The organism is Novosphingobium sp. Chol11, from assembly GCF_945870625.1.
Taxonomy (GTDB): Bacteria; Pseudomonadota; Alphaproteobacteria; order Sphingomonadales; family Sphingomonadaceae; genus Novosphingobium.
Map to the genome: position 1 here is coordinate 23,583 of NZ_CAMBTS010000013.1, position 20,055 is coordinate 43,637.

Here is a 20,055-nt window from a genome sequence, read left to right on the forward strand (position 1 = left end):
AAGCGCATTTGCCCAAGACCATTTGTTAACCGGAATTTGGTAGCGCGGCTTGTCGTTTGTACAAGCAGCAAGGCGGACCAGCGGGCTATGAATTCACGGGACAAGATTGGCGTTGTTGGCCTCGGATATGTTGGTTTGCCCATTGCCATCGCCTTTGCGCGGCAATATCAGGTGGTTGGTTTCGATGTCAGCGCGCTGCGCGTTTCGACGCTCAAGGACGGGATCGACTTCACCAACGAAATCTCGCCCGAGGAGCTGGCCGCCTCGACCCTCGTCATCACCAGCGACCCCGAACACTTGCGCGGCTGCGCGATCATCATCGTCACCGTGCCGACCCCGGTTGATGACAGCCACCGCCCCGATTTCGGCAACTTGCGCAGCGCCTGCACCGATATCGGCAAGATCATCGCGCCCGGCGCGATCATCGTGTTTGAATCGACCGTCTATCCCGGCGCGACCGAAGAAGTCTGCGCGCCGCTGATCGAGGCGGCATCGGGCCTCACCTGCGGCACCGACTTCACCATCGGCTATAGCCCCGAACGGATCAATCCGGGCGACAAGGACCATCCGCTCGAAAAGATCGTCAAAGTGGTCGCCGGGCAAGACCAGCGCACGCTCGATGCGCTCGCCGCGCTCTATGGCTCGATCATCACCGCGGGCATCCACAAGGCCTCGTCGATCAAAGTCGCCGAAGCCGCCAAAGTGATCGAGAACACCCAGCGCGACATCAACATCGCGCTGATGAACGAAATCTCGAAAATCTGCGATCTGGTCGGCATCCAGACCAGCGAAGTGCTGGCCGCGGCCGGCACCAAGTGGAATTTCCTCAAGTTCTATCCCGGCCTTGTCGGCGGGCACTGCATCGGGGTCGATCCCTATTACCTCACTGCCAAGGCCGAGCAGATGGGCTATCACCCTGAAGTGATCCTCTCGGGCCGCCGCATCAACGATGGCATGGGCAGCTATATCGCCCAGCGCGCGATCAAGCTCCTGGCGATCAACGGGCGGCCCTTGAAGCACGCGCGGGTCGGCATTCTAGGGCTGACGTTCAAGGAAAACGTGCCCGATATCCGCAATTTCAAGATCGAGAGCATTTACCGCGAATTGTGCGACTTCGGCGTGATCCCGCTGGTCCACGACCCGCTCGCCGATCCCGCCGCCGCGATCCGCGAGTTCGGCATCACGCTGCAGCCGCTGGAGGAAATGGAACAGCTCGACGCCCTGATCTACGCCGTCTCGCACCGTGATTATGCCGCCATGGGCGCCGCTGCGATCCAGGACCATGTCGCGCCGGGCGGGGTGATCATCGACGTGAAATCGATGCTGGCCAAAAACGAGGTCTGCCCGGACTTGCGCTATTGGAGCCTTTGATCGCAGTCGTCCGACGATGGTCGTCATCCTGAAACAAGTTCAGGACGGCGAAAAATGAATCGAGAGATCGTTCAAAATAACTCGCGGTTCGTTTAACGCATTGACCGCAACCCCATCTGGAGAAAGCACTTGGCAATCCTCGTTACCGGCAATGCCGGCTTCATCGGCTTTCACACCGCCAAAACCCTGCTCGAACGCGGCGATGATGTGGTCGGGATCGATGTGGTCAACGATTATTACGATCCGGCGATCAAGGAAGCGCGGCTCAAAATTCTGGAAGAAACCGCGCGGCAGACCAACGCCAGCTATAACTTCGTGCGCGCCAATCTGGCCGACCGCGACGCGGTCGAGCGCACGTTTGGCGAGAACGATATCCGCCGGGTGATCAATCTGGCCGCGCAGGCCGGGGTGCGCTATTCGATCGAAAACCCGCACGCCTATGTTGAAAGCAATATCGTCGGCTTCACCAATATTCTCGAAGCCTGCCGCCACGGCGGGGTCGAGCACCTTGTCTATGCCTCGACCAGCAGCGTCTACGGCGCCAATCAGGCGATGCCGTTCAGCGAACATGTCGGCGTCGATCATCCGCTGCAATTCTATGCCGCCACCAAAAAGGCTAACGAGCTGATGGCGCACAGCTACAGCCATCTCTACCGCCTGCCGACCACTGGCCTGCGCTTCTTCACGGTCTATGGGCCGTGGGGCCGCCCCGACATGGCGCTGTTCCTGTTTGCCCGCAATATCATGGCGGGCAAGCCCATCGACGTGTTCAACTATGGCAACCACACCCGCGATTTCACCTATGTCAGCGATATCGTCGAAGGGGTGATCCGCGCGTGTGATCATCCCGCCGCGCCCAATCCGGCGTGGGATGCGAAAAACCCCGATCCTGCCACCAGCAACGCGCCCTACCGGATCTACAACATCGGCAATAACAACCCGGTCAAGCTGACCGCCTATATCGAGGCGCTGGAAGAGGCGCTGGGCAAGCAGGCCCAGCGCAATCTCCTGCCGCTGCAAGCTGGCGATGTACCCGATACCTTTGCCGATGTCTCCGATCTGGAGCGCGAGCTGGGCTACAAGCCTGCCACCAGCGTGCGCGAGGGCGTGGCCAATTTCGTGAAATGGTATCAGGAATATATGTCCGCTGCCGAATAAGTCGGGCTATGCGTGCGGCCCTCGGGGGTATGCCAAATTTGCATATATTGCCCCGCCTTGCGCGGGCGTCTAGGCGGGTTTGATGGAGAGCCTTGACGATATCATTGCCGCGCATGCCGGGCGCGAGGGGCCATTGCTGCCCATCCTGCATGATGTTCAGGCGCGCTTTGGCGAGGTTTCGGAACACGCGATCCGCGCCATCGCCAATGCGCTGAACCTGACCCGCGCCGAAGTGCACGGGGTGGTAAGCTTCTATCACGATTTCCATGAGGTCGCCGATCCGCGCCCGGTGCTCAAGCTTTGCCGGTCGGAAGCCTGCCAGGCGCGCGGGGTTGAGGCGCTGGCGGCGGGGCTGCCCGATGATGGCCGGGTCAAGGTCGAGACGATCTATTGCCTCGGCCTGTGCAGTGTCGGCCCCAATGCAATGGCGGCGGGGAAGGTTCATGCCCGGCTCGATGGCGCAAAATTGAACGCATTGCTGGAGTCGCTGGCATGACTATGGTGCGGATCAGCGATGACGCGCTGGCGCTGGCTTGCGGAGCAGACGATGTGGCGGCGGCGTTTGCCGCGGCGGGCTGCACCGTAGAGCGCGTATCGAGCTGGGGCATGCACTGGCTGGAGCCGCTGGCCGAGATCGCTGGCATGGGCTTTGGCCCGCTAGGTCCCGGCGATGTCGCGGCGGTGCTGGCGGGCACCAGCACCAAAGCCGTGGGCAAGATCGCCGATCACCCGTTCATCGCGCGCCAGCAGCGCTTCACGTTCGCGCGCGCGGGCAAAACCCGGCCGCTCAGCCTCGACGACTTTGCCGCCAGCGGGGGTTGGGCTGGGCTTACGAAGGCGCGCGCCATCGGGCCAGAAGCCACCATCGCCGAAGTCACCGCATCGGGCCTGCGCGGGCGCGGCGGCGCGGGCTTTCCGGCGGGGATCAAGTGGACCACCGTGGCGCGCGCGCGCGGTGCGCGCAAATACATCGTCTGCAACGCCGACGAGGGCGACAGCGCCACCTTTGCGGATCGTATGGTGATGGAAGGCGATCCCTTCATGCTGATCGAGGGGATGGCGATTGCCGGGCTCGCGGTCGGCGCGGGCAAGGGCTATGTCTATATTCGCAGCGAATATCCGCATGCGATTGCCAAGATGCAGGCCGCGGTCGAAGCCTGCGCGCCCATCATCGCGCCATTTGACGTTGAAATCCGCGTCGGCGCGGGCGCCTATGTTTGCGGCGAGGAAACCTCGCTGCTTAACAGCCTGGAGGGCAAGCGCGGCGAAGTGCGCGCCAAGCCGCCGCTGCCTGCGCTCGAAGGGCTGTTCGGCATGCCAACCGTGGTCAACAATGTCCTCACGCTGGCCGCCGTGCCATGGATCATGGCGCAGGGCGGGGCGGCCTATGCCGCTGTCGGCTTTGGCCGCTCGAAGGGCACGATGCCGATCCAGATCGCGGGCAATGTGAAGCACGGCGGATTGTTCGAAGTGGGCTTCGGCATCACTTTGGGCGAACTGGTGAACGAAATCGGCGGCGGCACCGCCTCCGGCCGCCCGGTGCGCGCGGTGCAGGTCGGCGGGCCGCTCGGCGCGTTTCACCCCCCGGCCGATTTTCATTTGCCGTTCGATTACGAAGCCTTCGCCGCTGCCGATGGCCTGATCGGCCATGCCGGCCTCACGGTGTTTGATGACAGCGCCGACATGAGCAAGCTGGCGCGCTTTGCCATGGCGTTTTGCGCGGCGGAAAGCTGCGGCAAATGCACCCCCTGCCGCATCGGCAGCACGCGCGGGGTCGAATTGATCGACCGCATCCGCGAGCGCTCGGGCCGCGCGGCGGACAAGGTCGAGGCGCTCCCGCAAATGCACAATGCCCGCAAAGGCGCGCGCTCTTTGGACGAAGAAGTGACCTTGCTCGAAGACTTGTGCGAGACGATGAAGTTCGGCTCGCTCTGCGCGCTGGGCGGGTTCACGCCTTACCCGGTGCTTTCGGCGCTCAAGCATTGGCCGCAGGATTTCGGGGTGGGCATCCCGCAAGCGGACGCGGCGGAGTGACGATGGGTCGCGCCAACATCCTTCGACAAGCTCAGGATAAGCGGGTGTTGCTTTGGGACTCAAATCCCCTGACCCAAACCCCGCTCGTGCTGAGCCTGTCGAAGCACAACAGCGCAACGTGGCCCCAAGCATGATCCTCGGCGCAGTCCTCGCAGGCGGCCAATCCTCGCGCTTCGGCAGCGACAAGGCGCTCGCCGAGATTGGCGGACAAACCCTGCTCGCGCGCGCCGTCGCGTCGCTCGAAGCCCAATGCGACGCGGTCGTGGTGATCGGGCGAGCGCAAGCACCGGTGCCCGTGCTGCCCGATTGGCCGCGCGCGCATATGGGGCCGCTGGGCGGGATCGCCGCCGCGCTGCGCCATGCGCAGGCTGCAGGCTATGACGCGGTGATGACTTGCGCGGTCGATAGCGTCGGGCTTGGCTGCGATGCGCGCGAGCAGCTCTCGCCGCCGCCATCCTATTGCGAGAGCCAGCCGGTGATCGGGCTGTGGCCTGCCGCTGCTGCGTCTGAGGTCGAGGCGATCATCACCGGTGAGGGCAAGCATTCGATGCGCGCCTTTGCCGCAATGATCGGCGCGCGGGCGGTGCAATTGTCCTCCATTCCTGCTAATATCAACACGCCGGCAGACCTTCTTGCTGCCGAGGAGCGCAACCATGGGTTATGAGCGTCAGGCCGATTTCGGCACCCCGGAAGTCAAGTCGGACATCACGGTCACGGTCAATATCGACGGTCGCGCGGTCAGCGTGCCGGCGGGCACCACCGTCATGCGCGCCGCCGCGCTTTCGGGCGGTTCGATCCCGAAGCTGTGCGCCAGTGATAACCTCAAGCAGTTCGGCTCTTGCCGCCTTTGTCTGGTCGAGATCGACGGAATGCGCGGCACCCCCGCCTCGTGCACCACGCCGGTGGCCGAAGGGATGCAGGTCCACACCCAGACGCCCGGTTTGCAAAAACTGCGCAAGGGGGTGATGGAACTCTACATTTCGGACCATCCGCTCGATTGCCTTACCTGCAGCGCCAACAACGATTGCGAGTTGCAGGATCAGGCCGCCGCCGTGGGCCTGCGTGATGTGCGCTATGGCTACGCAGGCGAGAATCATCTGGGCGAGCAGGCCGATACCTCTAACCCCTACTTCGATTTCGACCCCTCCAAATGCATCGCCTGCTCGCGCTGTGTGCGCGCCTGCGATGAAGTTCAGGGCACCTTCGCGCTCACCATCGAGGGGCGCGGCTTTGCCAGCAAGGTCAGCGCGGGCGCGGCCTCTGACAGCTTTTTGAGCTCGGAATGCGTTTCGTGCGGGGCCTGTGTGCAGGCCTGCCCCACCGCCACCTTGCAGGAAAAGGCGGTCAAGGAAATCGGCAAGCCCGAGCGCGCGGTGGTCACAACGTGCGCCTATTGCGGCGTCGGCTGCACGTTCCGCGCCGAAATGCGCGGTGAGCAATTGGTGCGCATGGTGCCATGGAAGGATGGCAAGGCCAATCGGGGGCATTCCTGCGTCAAGGGCCGCTTCGCCTGGGGCTATGCGCAGCATCAGGAGCGCGTGCTCTCGCCGATGATTCGCGAGCGGATCGACCAGCCCTGGCGCGAGGTCAGCTGGGACGAGGCGCTGGCCTATACCGCCAGCGAATTGAAGCGGATCGCCACAAAATATGGCCGCAATGCGCTGGGCGGGATCACCTCCAGCCGCTGCACCAACGAGGAAACCTTCCTCGTGCAGAAGCTGGTGCGCGCCGGTTTTGGCAACAACAACGTCGATACCTGCGCCCGCGTCTGCCATTCGCCTACCGGCTACGGCCTCAAGACCACTTTCGGCACATCGGCGGGCACGCAGGATTTTGACAGCGTCGAAGATAGCGATGTGATGCTGGTGATCGGCGCGAACCCGACCGACGGGCACCCCGTGTTCGCCAGCCGGATGAAGCGCAGACTGCGCAAGGGGGCAAAGCTGATCGTGATCGATCCGCGCCGCACCGATCTGGTGCGCAGCCCGCATCTCGAGGCCGATTTCCATCTGCCGCTGCGCCCCGGCACCAATGTCGCGGTGCTCTCCGCGATGGCGCATGTGATCGTGACCGAGGGGCTGGTCGATGAAGCCTTCGTGCGTGAGCGCTGCGATTGGGACGAGTTCAGCCACTGGGCCGAATTCGTGAGCCAAGAGCGCAACAGCCCCGAATTCCTCGAACCGGTCACTGGCGTTCCAGCCGCCGATCTGCGCGGGGCGGCGCGGCTGTTCGCCACCGGAGGGAACGGTGCGATTTACTACGGGCTAGGCGTCACCGAGCATAGCCAGGGCTCGTCCACCGTGATGGCGATTGCCAACCTCGCCATGGCGACGGGCAACATCGGCCGGCGCGGCGTCGGCGTGAACCCGCTGCGCGGGCAGAACAACGTGCAGGGCGCGTGCGACATGGGTAGCTTCCCGCACGAGCTTTCGGGCTACCGCCATGTCTCGGACGCGGGCGCGCGCGCCTTGTTCGAGGCGGAATGGGGCGTGGCGATCGATCCCGAGCCTGGCCTGCGCATCCCCAACATGCTTGACGCCGCAACCGACGGCGAGTTCAAGGCAATCTATATCCAGGGGGAAGACATCCTCCAGTCCGACCCTGATACCAAGCATGTCTCCGCCGGGCTCGCGGCGATGGAATGTGTCATCGTCCACGACCTGTTCCTCAATGAAACCGCGCATTACGCGCATGTTTTCCTGCCGGGCTCCACCTTCCTTGAGAAGAACGGCACCTTCACCAATGCCGAGCGGCGCATCCAGCCGGTGCGCAAGGTGATGGAGCCGCTAAATGGACCAAAGGGGAACGGTCTTGAGGATTGGCAGGTCACGCAGGAACTGGCCCGCGCGATGGGGCTCGATTGGAACTACACCCACCCGCGGGAGATCATGGACGAGATCGCGCGACTGACGCCCTCGTTCGCCGGGGTCAGCTTTGCCCGGCTCGATGCCGAGGGTTCGCTGCAATGGCCGGTCACCAATGCCGCGCCAAACGGCTCGCCGATCATGCACATCGATGGCTTCGTGCGCGGCAAGGGCAAGTTCGTGGTGACCGACTATGTGCCGACCGACGAGCGCACCGGCCCGCGCTTCCCGCTGCTGCTCACCACCGGGCGCATCCTGTCGCAATACAATGTCGGCGCGCAAACCAGGCGCACCGCCAATTCGGTGTGGCATTCCGAAGATCTGCTTGAAGTGCACCCTCAGGACGCGGAGAATCGCGGGCTAAAATCGGGCGACCGGGCGCGGCTGGCCAGCCGGGCGGGAGAGACGACCTTGCGCGTCACCGTGACCGACCGGGTTGCGCCGGGCGTGGTCTACACCACCTTCCACCATCCCGCGACGCAGGCCAATGTCGTCACCACCGACTTTTCGGACTGGGCAACCAATTGCCCCGAATACAAAGTGACCGCAGTCCAGATCACACCGTCCAACGGGCCGAGCGAATGGCAGGAAGGCTATGAAGCGCTGGCGCAGCGCGCGCGCCGCATCGAAACGCAAGAGGCTGCCGAATGAGCGCCGATACCGGCGAGAAACTGGTTTACATGGTCAACCAAATTGCTCGTAATCTGACGCACGAATCCAATCCTGCGGATGTGATTGCAAGACATGTAATCACGTTTTGGTCGCCGCGCATGAAGACCACGTTCCTCGACTGGGTCGCGGCGCATGGGCTGGCGGGGCTCGAGCCTGCGGCGCAGGCGGCGCACACCCTGTTGGCCGGCGCGGGCGCGGATGCTGCCTGAAGGCGCCGCGTCGCACCCGCTGAGCGAGCATTTTGCCGACGGACGAAGCCCCCGCGCACTGATCCGCGGGCTCGCGATCGAAGCGCCCATCGCGCTCGAAATCAACGGCGTGGGCTATGCCGTGATGATGGCGACACCCGCCGATCTCATGGATTATGCGCTGGGCTTTTGCCTCTCCGAACAATTGATCGCCGCGCCGAGCGAGTTCGTCTCGGCCGATGCCGTGCTCGTGGCCAGCGGCGGGTGGATGCTGCGGATCCAGGTGGCAACCGGGAGCGCCGCGCCCTTGCTCGAACGCGCGCGGCTTCGGCTTTCCGAAGGAAGCTGCGGGCTGTGCGGGATCGAAAGCCTTGAGCAGGTGCTGCGCCCTTTGCCGCCGGTCACTGCGCGGATCGCGGTGGAACCCGCCGCCATTTTCCACGCGGTTGCGGCGCTGCCCGGCCTGCAACCGCTGGGCGAGGCGACCCGCGCGGTGCATGCTGCCGCGTTTTGCACCGCCGATGGCGCGGTCCGCCTGGTGCGCGAGGATGTCGGGCGGCACAATGCGATGGACAAGCTGCTCGGCGCGATGGCGCTTGCGGGGCATGCGGCGGGCGATGGATTTATCCTGCTGACCGCGCGGTGCAGCTTCGAACTGGTGCAAAAAGCGATCATCGCGGGCTCTCCGCTGCTGGTGACAATCTCGGCGGCATCGACGCTGGCCGCAGAGCAAGCGGCGGCGCATGGGCTGCGGCTGATCACGCTCGCGCGCGGCGACAGCTACCTGTCAGACTAACTCGCCCCCCAAAACGCACCCCGGCCTCCGCCGGCGCGCGCGGAGCTGTTCCTGTTGTGCAGCGATTGCCCTATTGATCGCGGCGTGATCACTGAACCTGCCACGACGCGCTTTACCGATAGCCCGGCTGTAAACCCGCGCCAGCGCGCGGCTCTGATCGGGTTGATCGCGTTGCTCTATGGCGGGCTGATCGTGGCATTGGTGCGCGGGCTCAGCGGGGTGGCGGCCCCGGATGCCGGGGCGGGGCCCGGCCCGGCATTGGTGGCTCTCAACATCTCGGCAGACTCGCCGCCGCCGAGCCCGTCCGGCAAGGAGCCCGCAGGTGCGCAGGCGGCGATGGGCAAAAAGGCGCGGCCGAGGGACATCGTCGCTCCCCCCGCGCGCATTCCTGCCAAAGCCATTGTGGCGGCCCCCGCTGCTTCAAGCGGCGCAGATACCCGCTCGGGCGCCAGCGCCGCTGGCGCAGGCACCGGCGGCGGCGGAGCCGGCACCGGCAGCGGGGGCAATGGCGCTGGCGCAGGCGCGCAGCGCGCGGTCAAGATCGCGGGCGAGATCACCTCGGCGCGCGATTACCCGGCCAAAGAGCGCGCCGCGCGGCAGGGCAAGCAGGTGATCGTAGTGCTGCGCATCGGCATCGATGGCCAGCCCAAATCGTGCCGGGTGCATAAACCAAGCGGGGTGGACGCCGCCGATGCCGCGACTTGCGCGCTGGCTCTCAAGCGGTTTCGCTTTCGTCCCGCGCAGGATAAGGCCGGTGCGGCGATAGAATCCGACTATGGTTGGGAACAGCATTGGAACGCGCCTAAAGGTTGAAGCGTTACAATTTGGTAAGAATGACCCGCTATTGCCTGAATAGCGGTTGTGCCGCAGGGGCTGACGAACTCGCCTTCGGCACACAGGAACAAGGACGACGATGGACATTATCATCCCGGTTGTATTGTGCGGCGGCAGCGGCACCCGGCTCTGGCCGCGCTCGCGCAAGGCCAAGCCCAAACCGTTTCTTCCGCTGGTCGGCGAGAATACGCTGTTCGAGGCAACCGTGCTGCGTTGCTCCGCCGATGCCGGGTTCGCCGCGCCGGTGGTGGTGACCGGCGCGCTGCATCTTGAGCATGTCGAGGCGCAATTGCCCGATCTTGCCGCCAGCCGGATCATTATCGAGCCAGAGGGCAAGAATACCGCCGCTGCGATTGCGCTGGCTGCGCTGAGAATGCCCGAAGACGCGGTGATGCTGGTGTGCCCCAGCGACCATCACATCGGCGAGACCAGCGCGTTTCAGGCAGCGGCGCGCGAGGCGGCGGCGCTGGCGGCGCAAGGCTGGCTGGTTTCGTTCGGGATCGCGGCGACCGCACCCGAAACCGGTTTCGGCTATCTGCAACAAGGCGAGCCGATTCCGGGCAGCCTTGGTTTTCGCGTCGCGAAATTCGTCGAAAAGCCTGATCTTGAGCGGGCGATGGGCTTTCTGGCGCAAGGCGGCTATGCTTGGAATGGCGGCATTTTTGCATTTCGCGCCGGTACTTTTCTGGCGGAGCTCGAAGCACATCGACCGGCGCTGGCCGCTGCGGTGCGCGCGGCCAATGCGGGCGGCGTGGCCGATGGTCATCGCTTCCACCCCGCCGCCGCCGCCTTCGCGCTGATCGAAAGCGAATCAGTGGATTATGCGGTGATGGAAAATACCGCGCGCGCCGCCATGGTTCCGGCGGTGATGGCTTGGTCCGACATCGGCAATTGGCAGGCGCTGCACGAAGCGCAACCGCGCGATGGGCAAGGCAATGCGGTCTCGGGGCGGGCCGAGCTCAAGGACTGCGCCAATGTCCTGGTGCACAGCGACGGCCCGCGCGTTTCGGTGATCGGCGTCAGCAATCTGATCGTGGTGGTCGATGGCGATGAAGTGCTGGTTACGTCGGCTGATGGCGCGCAGTTGGTCGGAAAGCTGGACGGCGCGATCAATCAATGAGCGCGCTGCCCACCCGTGAAGTTGAGAAAGTGTGGGGCAGGGACACGCTGCCCGCGCCGTTTATTGCACCAGATGGCCAGCGGATTGGCGAAATCTGGTTCGAACCGCCGCCGCAAGTGCCCACATTGCTGGTCAAGTATATCTTCACCAGCGAAAACCTCTCGGTGCAGGTCCACCCTGACGACGCGCAGGCGCTGGCTTCGGGCGAAACCGCGCGCACCGGCTATGGCGGCAAGGAAGAATGCTGGCTGGTGATCGATGTCGATCCCGGCGCGGCGCTGGGGGTGGGGTTCAAGGCAGCGCTCGATGCCGCCGCGATGCGCGCCGCCGCACTCGATGGCTCGATCGAACATCTGCTGGCGTGGCATCCGGTGCGCGCGGGCGATTTCTTTTATATTCCGGCGGGAACCGTCCATGCCATCGGGGCGGGGGTCAGCCTGATCGAGATTCAGCAGAACTCGGACATTACCTATCGGCTTTATGACTATGGCCGCCCGCGCGAGCTGCATCTCGATGCGGGCATGGCAGTGGCGAAGGGCGAGGTGCACGATCCGGCGCTGCGCCGCCAGATCCCCGAAACCGGCACGATCGAGCTGGCGCGCGGGCGCTATTTCACGGCACACCGGCTCGATGGTGCGCCCGACGAAGCGCTGCGCGCCGAATATGACGGCCCCATGCTGGTCATTCCGCGCACCGGCGAAGTGCGGCTTGACGGCCAAGTGCTGCGCCCCGGCGATTGCGCCTGGGCTCCTTGGATCGACGCGCTGGATTTTTCGGCAAGCGGCCTCAGCATCGTGGTGCATGCGGCGCGATGACCAGCGCGCCATGATCGCACAGACCATCCAGCTGGCGCTTGCGCCGGTGTTCGTGCTGGTGGCGATTGGCAATATCATGAATATCCTGACCACGCGGCTCGGCCGGATCGTCGATCGCTCGCGCAGTTTGAAGACTCTCCATGCCGCAACCAAAGACGCGCAGCATGATGAGGTTGTCGTCGAAATGCGTTTTGTCGACCGGCGGATTCAGCTGATTGGTCGGGCTTTGCTGGTATTGGTGATGAGCGGTCTGGGCATCGGCGTCACCGTCGGCATGGTGTTCATCGGTGAAATTCTGGGGATTGAACTGCGCACTTTGACCGCCAGCACGTTCTTCCTGTCGATCAGCCTTCTGATGCTGGCGCTGGTTTTCCTGCTGATGGAAACGCGGCTGGTGGCGCAAAGCCTGCGCCTGCCGCCCGAACTGCTCGAGTTGCACCGCAAGGATATCTAAGCCAGCAGCTTCTCGCTCTTTTCGCGGATCACGCTTTCGATCATGCCGCGCGCAAAGCCGAGGCCGGGCGGCATCGTCACTTCGAAAACCAGCGCGGTTTCTTCGATGGTGGCGGTGCAGGGCACGGCGAAGCCCATCGCGCTCACATCCATGATCAGCGTATCGGCGTCGCGCCAGTGCTGCTCAACCGAGGCGAGCCCGCCGATCAGCGCGCTTGTCTTGATCGAAGCCTCATGGCGGCGCGCTTCGAGGCGGCGGCGCAGTTCGTCCTTGCCCAGCATATGTGCGATGGTGATCCGCATCAGGGCTGTCCTGTCGGCGCAGCGAGCGAAGGCGCAGGTTCCAGCACTTCGCCATATTTGTAATCGAGAAAGCGGCCGCGCACCGCTAGCGCGTCAAGATCCCCCGCTGCCAGCTGGCGCGTCACCGCGTCGATTTCGGCGCTGATCTTGCCAAGGCCATCGGCAAGCTGCTGGTCCGCGCTGCGCCCGCCGCGCTGTTCGGCTTTCAAATGCGGCGGGATGCGGCGATAGCTATCTACCATGCCGGGGAGCAGTTCGCCCACCAGCTTGCGCACTTCGCCCACCGCCGGTTCGGCCGGGTCGATCCCTTCGAGCTGGAGCCCCAGCCCATCGAGCTGCACCCCGATCTGATCGACCAGCCGCACGGCGGGTGCGGGCAGCGCAGGTCGCTGAGCTTCGAGCCATAGCTCGGTGCGCCCGACCATGCCGCGCACATCGCCGCTGTTGAGCGCCGACAGGCTCGGCACCTGAAGCCGGGGAAAGACGCCGAACAGCAACAGCGCCGCGATCACCGCCAGCGCCGTGACGAACAGGCCGGTCAGCCCGATCCCGTTCATGGCAAGGCCGGTTGCCATCGCCGCAATCAGCACTGCGGTGACCGCCACGGTCATGCGCACGGCCTTGCGCGTCAGGTGGCGGCGCTTGATCTCGGACGAGCGCTGGCCGATCGAGCCGCGCCTGCCGCCCTGCTGGCGCACCAAGGCGGTGCGCGCGGCAGAAAGGGTGCGGGCGCTGTCGCTTGCCGGGCTGGTCATCGCGCCCGCGCTCAACCTTCGATGCTCAACAACGAGGGCGCCTCTCCGCCCGCCAGCCGCGCCTGCGCCGCGCCTTCGGTCCGCGCGATATAGCCCTTGGATTTCTCGACCTCGCTTGAAAGTGTGTCGATCGTTTGCTTCATCGAATCGAGCGCTTTCAGCTTGAACGTGTCGATCGTGTCCATCGTCTCGTAGATGTTCTGAAACGCGCGCTGCAGCGTCTCCATCGGGATCGTGCTCGATGCTGCTTGTTCGTGGATCTTGGCGGTTTGTTCGCGCAGCAGCTTGCCGGTGGAATCGATGATATTGGCGGTGGTGGTGTTAAGCGCGGTGATCTGCGCCAGGACCAGCCGCTGATTGGTCATCGCTTGCGCCACCGTGACGGCGGTGCGCAGCGCGGCCACGGTGGTTGTGCTGGCGCGGTCGACGCCCTTGACCAGCTCGACGTTGTTTTTCTTGACCAGATCGAGCGCGAGATAGCCCTGCACGCTCACCGCCATTTGCGTCAGCAGGTCCTGCGTGCGCTGCCGCGTGTAAAACAGCGCGGATTCGCGGATCGCCTTGGCTTTCGCCGGATCGCTGGTATCGAGATCGAGCGCCGCATCCTCAAGCTTCTGATCGAGCACTTTGGAAATGTGGACCATCTGCTCCAGATTGCCCATCGCTTCCCAAAGCTTCTGGCGTTCCACATCGATGGCGGCGTTGTCCATCAAGAGCTCGTCCTTGCCCGAGGCCAGCCGATCGAGGATCGCCTTGATGTGGCCTTGCGCCGAGGTGTAGCCATCGAAATAGCTCTTCATGGTGTTGCCGAAGGGGATGATGCCGAGGAATTTGCGGCCTGAGGATAGATTGCCCTGGCGGCCCGGATCGAGATCTTCGACCGTGCGGCGCAGCGCCGCCAGATCGGTACCGACGCCGCCCTCCTTGTTCATCGCGCGCAGCGGCCTATCGAGAAAGCGGTTCGACATGCCCGCCGCCGCGGCGATTTCCTTGCGGCCCATCGCGGTCAGTTGATCGACCCGCTTGCCAAACTCAGGCCCTGCGGCATCCTGCGCAATCAGATCGGCGACAAAGGCATCGGCCTTGGCCTCCAGCTTGGATTTCGCCTCGCTGCTCACCGGCACCAGCCCGGCGGCCTGCGTCGGCGCCACCACCGGCACCGGATCGGGCGCGGTCAGCACGATGGGTTTGGCGATGTCGATTGCAGGTTCCGTGGCCATGGTCGCTCTCTCGATAAATGGCCCGTTGCGGGCGCGCAGCCACGAAGATGGCAATCCTCGTAGCGCGGTGCAAGTGTATTGTTGGGTTAATACACTATCGCCCAACCCCCCCCGTTGCCAAACCCCTTGCCCTATGGGCGCGCTGGACGCGTCCCATCAATGCAGGCCATGGGCATTGCGATGGAAACCATGGGTCAGGAAAAGCGCTGCGCGGTGTTTGGCGCGTCCGGCGGGATCGGCGCGGCGCTGGTCGCGGCGTTGAGCGTGCGCGCAGATGTCGCGCAAGTATGGGCAGGCGGGCGGTCCGGCGTCGGGGTGCCGGGGCCGAAGGTGGCGTCCTTTGCGTTCGATCTGCTCGATGAAGCCAGCATCGCTGCGGCCTGCGCCGCGATCGGCGGCCCGCTCGATCTGGTCATCGTGGCCACCGGGCGGCTGACGTATGCTGATGGGGCAGGCCCCGAAAAGAGCACCCGCGCGCTTAGCGGCGATCACCTCGCCGAAATGTTCGCGATCAACGCGGCCGGCCCCGCGCTGATTGCCAAGCATGCGCTGCCGCTGCTGCGCAAGGACACGCGCGCGGTGTTCGCGGCGATCTCGGCGCGGGTCGGCTCGATCGGCGACAACCGGCTCGGCGGCTGGCACGCCTACCGCGCCAGCAAGGCCGCGCTCAACATGCTGGTCCGCACCATGGCGATCGAACTGGCGCGCACCCACCCGCAAGCGCTGGCGGTGACGCTGCACCCCGGCACCGTCGATACCGCGCTGTCGCAGCCGTTTCAGCGCGGGGTCGCTGCAGAAAAGCTGTTCACGGCGGACTATTCGGCCGGGCGGATGCTGGCGGTGCTGGATGGCCTCGCACCATCGCAGAGCGGCCGGCTGTTTGCGTGGGACGGAGCAGAAGTGCCGTTCTAGCGGGGATGGGCTGGCGGAACTTTGGCGTTGTTGCCGCGTTTGCAGAACAACACCAATCGTCAACTCTGGAGAGCCGCCATGCTTTGGACCATCGCCGTCATTCTCATAATCATGTGGGCTGCCGGTTTTCTCGCGTTCCACATCTCAGGCGGGCTTATTCACCTGCTGCTCGTCGTCGCCTTGGTCATCTTCATCTATCAGCTTATCACCGGGCGGCGCAGTATCTAGCCAAGCCGCGCTTCCATCGCGGCGATGAGCGCATCAAGAGTCCCCAGCCTGTCAAGCGTCGCCGCGTCAAGCAAAGTCTCGATCTGCCCGCCGCGCTCGCACAGCACGGCGGGCAGCGTCACGTCCTTATAAGGCGTGTCGTCCTTGTGATAAAACACCACCGGGATCGCAAGGGCTTTGAGCCACTTGCGCCACTGCGGGTGCATCCGCAGCGAACCATAGGTGATCGCGCATAAGCTGCACGGATAAGTCGCCGGTGACAGCGTCTTGTGCACCGAATCGAGAAACGCCTGCACCAGGCCCCCGTCGGCGTTGTAGACGAAGATCAGGCGGTCGGGCGTGGCCATCAGTACTGGGCCGTTTAGGCTGCCAGCTTGTAGGGCTCGATCTCGCCTGCGAGATAGAGCTTCTTGGCCTTGGCGCGGCTCAATTTGCCCGAGCTGGTGCGCGGCAGAGTGCGCGGCGGCACCAGCTCGATCACACAATGCATGCCTGTGATCGAGCGGACCTTGTCGCGGATCTGGTTGCGCAGTTTGATCCGCTCGTCCGGGTCGGAAACGCGGCAATGGACCAGCACGGCGGGGGTTTCCTCGCCATTATCGGCCTCGACCGAGAACGCGGCGATATCGCCCTGATGAAATCCGGGAAGCTGCTCCACCGCCCATTCGATGTCCTGCGGCCAGTGGTTCTTGCCGTTGATGATGATCATGTCCTTAGCGCGGCCGACAATGAACAGATAGCCCTCTTCGTTGAGATAGCCCATGTCGCCGGTGTCAAGCCAGCCGCCGACCATGCAGGCCTCGGTCGCCTCCGCATCGCGGAAATAAGAGTGCATCACCGAAGTCCCCCGGCACCACACTTTGCCGATGTGATGATGCGCAAGTGCCTCGCCGGTCTCGCCGCGCACTTCCAGATCCATGCCGCGCACCGCCACGCCGCAATTGACGATGGCGCGGTAGCGCGCCGGGCGCGAGAGATCGCGCGGAGCGCCCGAGAGGCGCTCTTCCTCGACCAGTTCGACCCGGATGCCTTCGCCCGGCGGCATCAGCGTGACCGCCAGCGTCGCTTCGGCGAGGCCGTAGCTAGGGAGGAACGACGATGCCTTGAAGCCCGCATCGGCAAAGGCATTGACGAAGCTTTGCATCACATCGGGGCGGATCATGTCCGCGCCGTTGCCCGCCACGCGCCAGCGCGACAGGTCGAACCGCTCGGCGACATGCGACTGGCTGGAAATGCGCCGGGCGCAGATGTCATAGCCGAAGGTGGGCGAATAAGAGAGCGTGGTGCCGGAATTGCGGCTGATCAGATCGAGCCAGGCGAGCGGGCGGCGGGCAAAATCCTCGGTCCGCAGGTAATCGACCGAAACCTGATTGGCGATGGGCGAGAGGAAGCAGCCGACCAGACCCATGTCGTGATAAAGCGGCAGCCAGCTGATCGCGCGGTCGCCCGGCTGAAACGCCATGCCATGCGAATGCCCGGCCAGATTGGCGAGCAGCGCGCGGTGTGTGACCGCGACGCCATGGGGAAAGCGGGTCGAACCGCTGGAATATTGCAGGTAGCTGATCGCATCGGGATCGGGCGCGGGCAATGCCGCGCCTGCCGGTGTCGTTTCGGCAAAAGCGCTCCAGCTCATGCCGGGGCAGCCCTGACGCTCGGCGGCAATGGCGCACATGCCATCCAGCTCGTCTGGATAGAGCAACAGCGCCGGATCGGAACTGCCGAGTTGGACCGCGATCTGGTCGATGTAGTTTTCCTTGCCGCCAAAGCTGGTCGGCAGCGGCAGCGGCACCGGCCAGACACCGGCATACATCGCGCCGCAGAACAACGCGGCAAAATCGGCCCCGGTCTCGGCGATCAGCGCAACCCGGTCGCCCGCGCCAAGGCCGTGCGCGATAAGCCGCTGCGCCGCGATCAGCGCATCGGCGCGCAGCTGCGCATAAGGATAAGCATGGGTCAGAACCGCGCGCGCATCATGAAAATTGAGGCCACAAGGCCCCGCTGCGGCGAAATCGAGCGCTTCGCAAAATGTACCGAAATCGGCAAACCGGCGGGGGCGGGGATCAAGGTTGGGCGTCGGGATCAGGTTTGCCTGTTCAGCGACAACGTCCGAAATTTTCATGCGGTACTCCGGCTCTATCATTGCGTGCAAACTGCGCAGTTTGCGGGCTCTTGTGGCTTTGGCGCGAACCCGGCGGCGTCGGCGGTCGCCGCACCATGAACCGCGCATTCGTCCCGAAAAGAAACGTTCATATTCTCATTTAGCCGTGACTGTGGCACGAATGTGGCATGTTAACACAATCTCCCCGGCGGCCGCGCCCGGCAAAGGCGTCGCCGCACCGGGAACGTCCTGTGCCAAAGCCGCTCGATGCGGCGCAGCTCGATGCGCTGGCGCTGGCCTATGTGGCGCGCTTTGCCACCAGCGGGGGCAAGCTTTCGGCTTATCTGGCGCGCAAGCTGCGCGAGCGCGGGTGGCAGGACGGCGCGCCGCCGCCCGATGTGGCTGCGCTGGTTGAGCGCATGGCGGCGCAAGGCTATATCGACGATGCCGGCTATGCCCTGGCCAAGGGGCAGGGGTTGCTGCGCCGGGGCTATGGCGCGCGGCGGATCGAAGGCGCGCTGGCGCAAGACGGGATCGCCGCCGAAATCCGCGCGCCTGCGCAAGGCGATGAGACACAGCGCCGCCGCGCCGCCTTGGCCTTTGCGCGGCGCAAGCGGTTCTGGCCCTTTGCTGAAGCGCGCAGCCTTGACCGTGCCGTGCGCGAAAAGCAGGTCGGCGCGTTCCTGCGCGCCGGACACCCTCTTGCCTATGCGCGCAGACTGGCCGATGCAGCGAGCCTCGAAGATGCAGAGAGTTGGGCCGATGAAGACCTTGAACCGAATTGATGGGATCCGGATTTCTGGCCTGGCCTTCGCGCTGGGGATGGCGGCGTGCTCGCCAGTGGCGGCGGGATCGGCCAATGCACCAACATCCGCGCAAAGCGATGCTGCGCTTGCCGTCCATCCGGTTTCCGGGCTCAAGGTGGTGCCGCTGACGGTAAAAACCGCCTCTGGGGTGCACAGGTTCAAGGTGGAGCTGGCGGCCACCGCCGACGAGCAGGCCAAAGGGCTGATGTTTCGCACCGCGATGGGCGCGGATGAGGGGATGATCTTCCCGATGGACCCGCCGCGCCGTGCCTCGTTTTGGATGAAGAACACGGTGATCAGCCTCGATCTCGTGTTCGTCGGCCCCGATCACAAAGTGCTCAATGTGGCGGCCAATGCGGTGCCTTGCGATCCCACGCCGCTGTCTGCGATCGGCCTCACCGGCAGCGTGCTCGAACTCAATGCCGGGCGCGCGGCAGAGATCGGGATCAAGCCGGGCGATGAGGTGAACTGGTAGGCTGCAAAAGCAAGCCGCCGGCCCACTCCCCGCTTGCCCAAACCCACCGTAAACCGCTAAGCGATCCGGCGATGAGCATCCTCGGCAAAATTTTCACCTGGTGGGACGGTGCCACCGTAGGCACCATGTTCGATAACGCGCTGAACGGCGTGGAAGTCGGCCATGATGCGCAAGGGAACCGCTATTTCCATGCGCGCAAACCCTATCCCAAGGGACATCCTTTTGCCGGGCGCGAGCGGCGCTGGGTGATCTATAACGGCGCCAACGATGCCAGCCGGGTGCCAGCCGAATGGCATGGCTGGCTGCACGGCAGCTTTGACGGCCTGCCGCAAAGCAATTTGCCCGCAGCGCGCATCTTCGAGGTGGACTATACCCCCAATGCCACCGGCACGGCGCAGGCCTATCGCCCGCAAGGCGCGCTTGAGCGCGGCGGCAAGCGCGCGGCGGCAACCGGTGACTACGAAGCCTGGTCGCCAGAAGACTGATGCGGCGCGCCGCAAAGCCAGCGCGGGTTGCGGCTGGCCTGTATTTTAGCTGCCTCATCGCAGCCGCATTGGCCGGGTGCAGCCAGCAGGGCGATGCGCCCGCGCCGCCGGCTGAGGCAACGCAGTCCGGACCGCGCGCCGCATCGGGCAATGGCGCGGTGGTCGAAAGCGCTTTCGGCACGCCGGTGCGCGACCGCGTGGCAACGCTGGGCCTGCTCAACAAGCGCAACAACATCACGCAGGATGTGGTGCTCAAAAGCGGCGATTCGCGGCGCATCGGCAATGTGATCATCAAGCTGGCGACCTGCGAGCGCACCGCGCCGTGGGAGGATCCCACCGAAACCGGCGCGTTCGTGCAGGTGTTTGTCGAAGAGCGCGCCACCACGCAGGACAAGCTGGCCTGGCACAAAGTGTTCTCTGGCTGGCTGCTTCACAATTCGCCCTCGCTCAATGTGGTCGAGCATCCGG

The 20,055-nt window shown here is 64.6% G+C and carries 22 protein-coding genes and 1 pseudogene; 18 read left to right on the forward strand and 5 right to left on the reverse strand.

Annotated features, from left to right (window positions below):
• The first annotated feature begins 87 nt into the window (after positions 1 to 87).
• The 12 genes from Q0O40_RS04050 to Q0O40_RS04105 all read left to right on the forward strand — a co-directional run bounded on the left by Q0O40_RS04050 (position 88) and on the right by Q0O40_RS04105 (position 12,306).
• Entirely contained in the window at positions 88 to 1,371 is a 1,284-nt protein-coding gene (locus Q0O40_RS04050) for a nucleotide sugar dehydrogenase (protein ID WP_295526535.1), read from the forward strand.
• A 129-nt stretch (positions 1,372 to 1,500) separates the two neighbouring features.
• Complete coding sequence (locus tag Q0O40_RS04055; protein WP_295526538.1) at positions 1,501 to 2,529, forward strand: NAD-dependent epimerase; 1,029 nt, start codon at positions 1,501 to 1,503, stop codon at positions 2,527 to 2,529.
• Between the two features lie 82 nt (positions 2,530 to 2,611).
• Entirely contained in the window at positions 2,612 to 3,025 is a 414-nt protein-coding gene (locus Q0O40_RS04060) for an NAD(P)H-dependent oxidoreductase subunit E (RefSeq protein WP_295526540.1), read from the forward strand.
• On the forward strand, positions 3,022 to 4,563 hold the full coding sequence (locus tag Q0O40_RS04065; protein ID WP_295526543.1) for an NADH-ubiquinone oxidoreductase-F iron-sulfur binding region domain-containing protein: 1,542 nt from the start codon (positions 3,022 to 3,024) through the stop codon (positions 4,561 to 4,563). Before Q0O40_RS04060 ends, Q0O40_RS04065 begins: the two co-directional genes overlap by 4 nt.
• A 130-nt stretch (positions 4,564 to 4,693) precedes the next feature.
• Complete coding sequence (locus Q0O40_RS04070) at positions 4,694 to 5,227, forward strand: molybdenum cofactor guanylyltransferase (protein WP_295526546.1); 534 nt, start codon at positions 4,694 to 4,696, stop codon at positions 5,225 to 5,227.
• Positions 5,217 to 8,078 (forward strand): formate dehydrogenase subunit alpha, encoded by a 2,862-nt coding sequence (fdhF, locus tag Q0O40_RS04075; RefSeq protein ID WP_295526548.1) that lies wholly within the window; start codon positions 5,217 to 5,219, stop codon positions 8,076 to 8,078. Before Q0O40_RS04070 ends, fdhF begins: the two co-directional genes overlap by 11 nt.
• Before the next feature lie 29 nt (positions 8,079 to 8,107).
• Positions 8,108 to 8,308: a formate dehydrogenase subunit delta gene (locus Q0O40_RS04080; RefSeq protein ID WP_295526606.1), complete on the forward strand. Its 201-nt coding sequence runs from the start codon at positions 8,108 to 8,110 to the stop codon at positions 8,306 to 8,308.
• Positions 8,298 to 9,083, forward strand: a complete 786-nt coding sequence (gene fdhD / locus Q0O40_RS04085; protein ID WP_295526551.1) for a formate dehydrogenase accessory sulfurtransferase FdhD — start codon at positions 8,298 to 8,300, stop codon at positions 9,081 to 9,083. The genes Q0O40_RS04080 and fdhD overlap by 11 nt, the downstream gene beginning before the upstream one ends.
• 84 nt (positions 9,084 to 9,167) lie before the next feature.
• Positions 9,168 to 9,896: a TonB family protein gene (locus Q0O40_RS04090; protein ID WP_295526554.1), complete on the forward strand. Its 729-nt coding sequence runs from the start codon at positions 9,168 to 9,170 to the stop codon at positions 9,894 to 9,896.
• A 100-nt stretch (positions 9,897 to 9,996) separates the two neighbouring features.
• Complete coding sequence (locus tag Q0O40_RS04095) at positions 9,997 to 11,037, forward strand: mannose-1-phosphate guanylyltransferase (RefSeq protein WP_295526557.1); 1,041 nt, start codon at positions 9,997 to 9,999, stop codon at positions 11,035 to 11,037.
• A complete protein-coding gene (locus Q0O40_RS04100) occupies positions 11,034 to 11,852 on the forward strand; it encodes a class I mannose-6-phosphate isomerase (RefSeq protein WP_295526560.1) in 819 nt (272 codons plus the stop codon). Before Q0O40_RS04095 ends, Q0O40_RS04100 begins: the two co-directional genes overlap by 4 nt.
• On the forward strand, positions 11,839 to 12,306 hold the full coding sequence (locus Q0O40_RS04105) for a DUF2721 domain-containing protein (RefSeq protein WP_295526563.1): 468 nt from the start codon (positions 11,839 to 11,841) through the stop codon (positions 12,304 to 12,306). Before Q0O40_RS04100 ends, Q0O40_RS04105 begins: the two co-directional genes overlap by 14 nt.
• Here the strand turns inward: Q0O40_RS04105 and Q0O40_RS04110 are convergent.
• From Q0O40_RS04110 to Q0O40_RS04120, 3 genes are read right to left on the reverse strand one after another with little or no spacing between them, the layout of a single operon-like run.
• Positions 12,303 to 12,608 (reverse strand): hypothetical protein, encoded by a 306-nt coding sequence (locus Q0O40_RS04110; protein ID WP_295526565.1) that lies wholly within the window; start codon positions 12,606 to 12,608, stop codon positions 12,303 to 12,305. The genes Q0O40_RS04105 and Q0O40_RS04110 overlap by 4 nt on opposite strands.
• A complete protein-coding gene (locus tag Q0O40_RS04115) occupies positions 12,608 to 13,363 on the reverse strand; it encodes a hypothetical protein (protein ID WP_295526566.1) in 756 nt (251 codons plus the stop codon). The genes Q0O40_RS04110 and Q0O40_RS04115 overlap by 1 nt, the downstream gene beginning before the upstream one ends.
• Positions 13,364 to 13,374: 11 nt before the next feature.
• Positions 13,375 to 14,583 (reverse strand): toxic anion resistance protein, encoded by a 1,209-nt coding sequence (locus Q0O40_RS04120; protein WP_295526569.1) that lies wholly within the window; start codon positions 14,581 to 14,583, stop codon positions 13,375 to 13,377.
• Between the two features lie 180 nt (positions 14,584 to 14,763).
• Between Q0O40_RS04120 and Q0O40_RS04125 the strand changes: the two genes are divergently transcribed.
• Positions 14,764 to 15,495, forward strand: a complete 732-nt coding sequence (locus Q0O40_RS04125) for an SDR family NAD(P)-dependent oxidoreductase (protein ID WP_295526571.1) — start codon at positions 14,764 to 14,766, stop codon at positions 15,493 to 15,495.
• A gap of 78 nt (positions 15,496 to 15,573) precedes the next feature.
• Entirely contained in the window at positions 15,574 to 15,723 is a 150-nt protein-coding gene (locus tag Q0O40_RS04130; RefSeq protein ID WP_295526573.1) for a lmo0937 family membrane protein, read from the forward strand.
• Here the strand turns inward: Q0O40_RS04130 and Q0O40_RS04135 are convergent.
• Both Q0O40_RS04135 and Q0O40_RS04140 read right to left on the reverse strand, forming a co-directional pair.
• Entirely contained in the window at positions 15,720 to 16,070 is a 351-nt protein-coding gene (locus tag Q0O40_RS04135) for a hypothetical protein (protein WP_295526575.1), read from the reverse strand. The genes Q0O40_RS04130 and Q0O40_RS04135 overlap by 4 nt on opposite strands.
• Before the next feature lie 14 nt (positions 16,071 to 16,084).
• A complete protein-coding gene (locus Q0O40_RS04140) occupies positions 16,085 to 17,842 on the reverse strand; it encodes a fatty acyl-AMP ligase (RefSeq protein WP_295526577.1) in 1,758 nt (585 codons plus the stop codon).
• Between the two features lie 230 nt (positions 17,843 to 18,072).
• Between Q0O40_RS04140 and Q0O40_RS04145 the strand changes: the two genes are divergently transcribed.
• From Q0O40_RS04145 to Q0O40_RS04160, 4 genes and pseudogenes are all read left to right on the forward strand, one after another.
• Complete coding sequence (locus Q0O40_RS04145; RefSeq protein WP_295526579.1) at positions 18,073 to 18,606, forward strand: RecX family transcriptional regulator; 534 nt, start codon at positions 18,073 to 18,075, stop codon at positions 18,604 to 18,606.
• Complete coding sequence (locus Q0O40_RS04150) at positions 18,584 to 19,102, forward strand: DUF192 domain-containing protein (protein ID WP_295526581.1); 519 nt, start codon at positions 18,584 to 18,586, stop codon at positions 19,100 to 19,102. The genes Q0O40_RS04145 and Q0O40_RS04150 overlap by 23 nt, the downstream gene beginning before the upstream one ends.
• A 71-nt stretch (positions 19,103 to 19,173) precedes the next feature.
• Positions 19,174 to 19,587, forward strand: a complete 414-nt coding sequence (locus Q0O40_RS04155; RefSeq protein ID WP_295526583.1) for an NADH:ubiquinone oxidoreductase subunit NDUFA12 — start codon at positions 19,174 to 19,176, stop codon at positions 19,585 to 19,587.
• A pseudogene (locus tag Q0O40_RS04160) lies at positions 19,587 to 20,021 on the forward strand (DUF2155 domain-containing protein); the annotation flags it as partial. The gene Q0O40_RS04155 and the pseudogene Q0O40_RS04160, both read left to right, overlap by 1 nt.
• Positions 20,022 to 20,055: the final 34 nt, after the last annotated feature.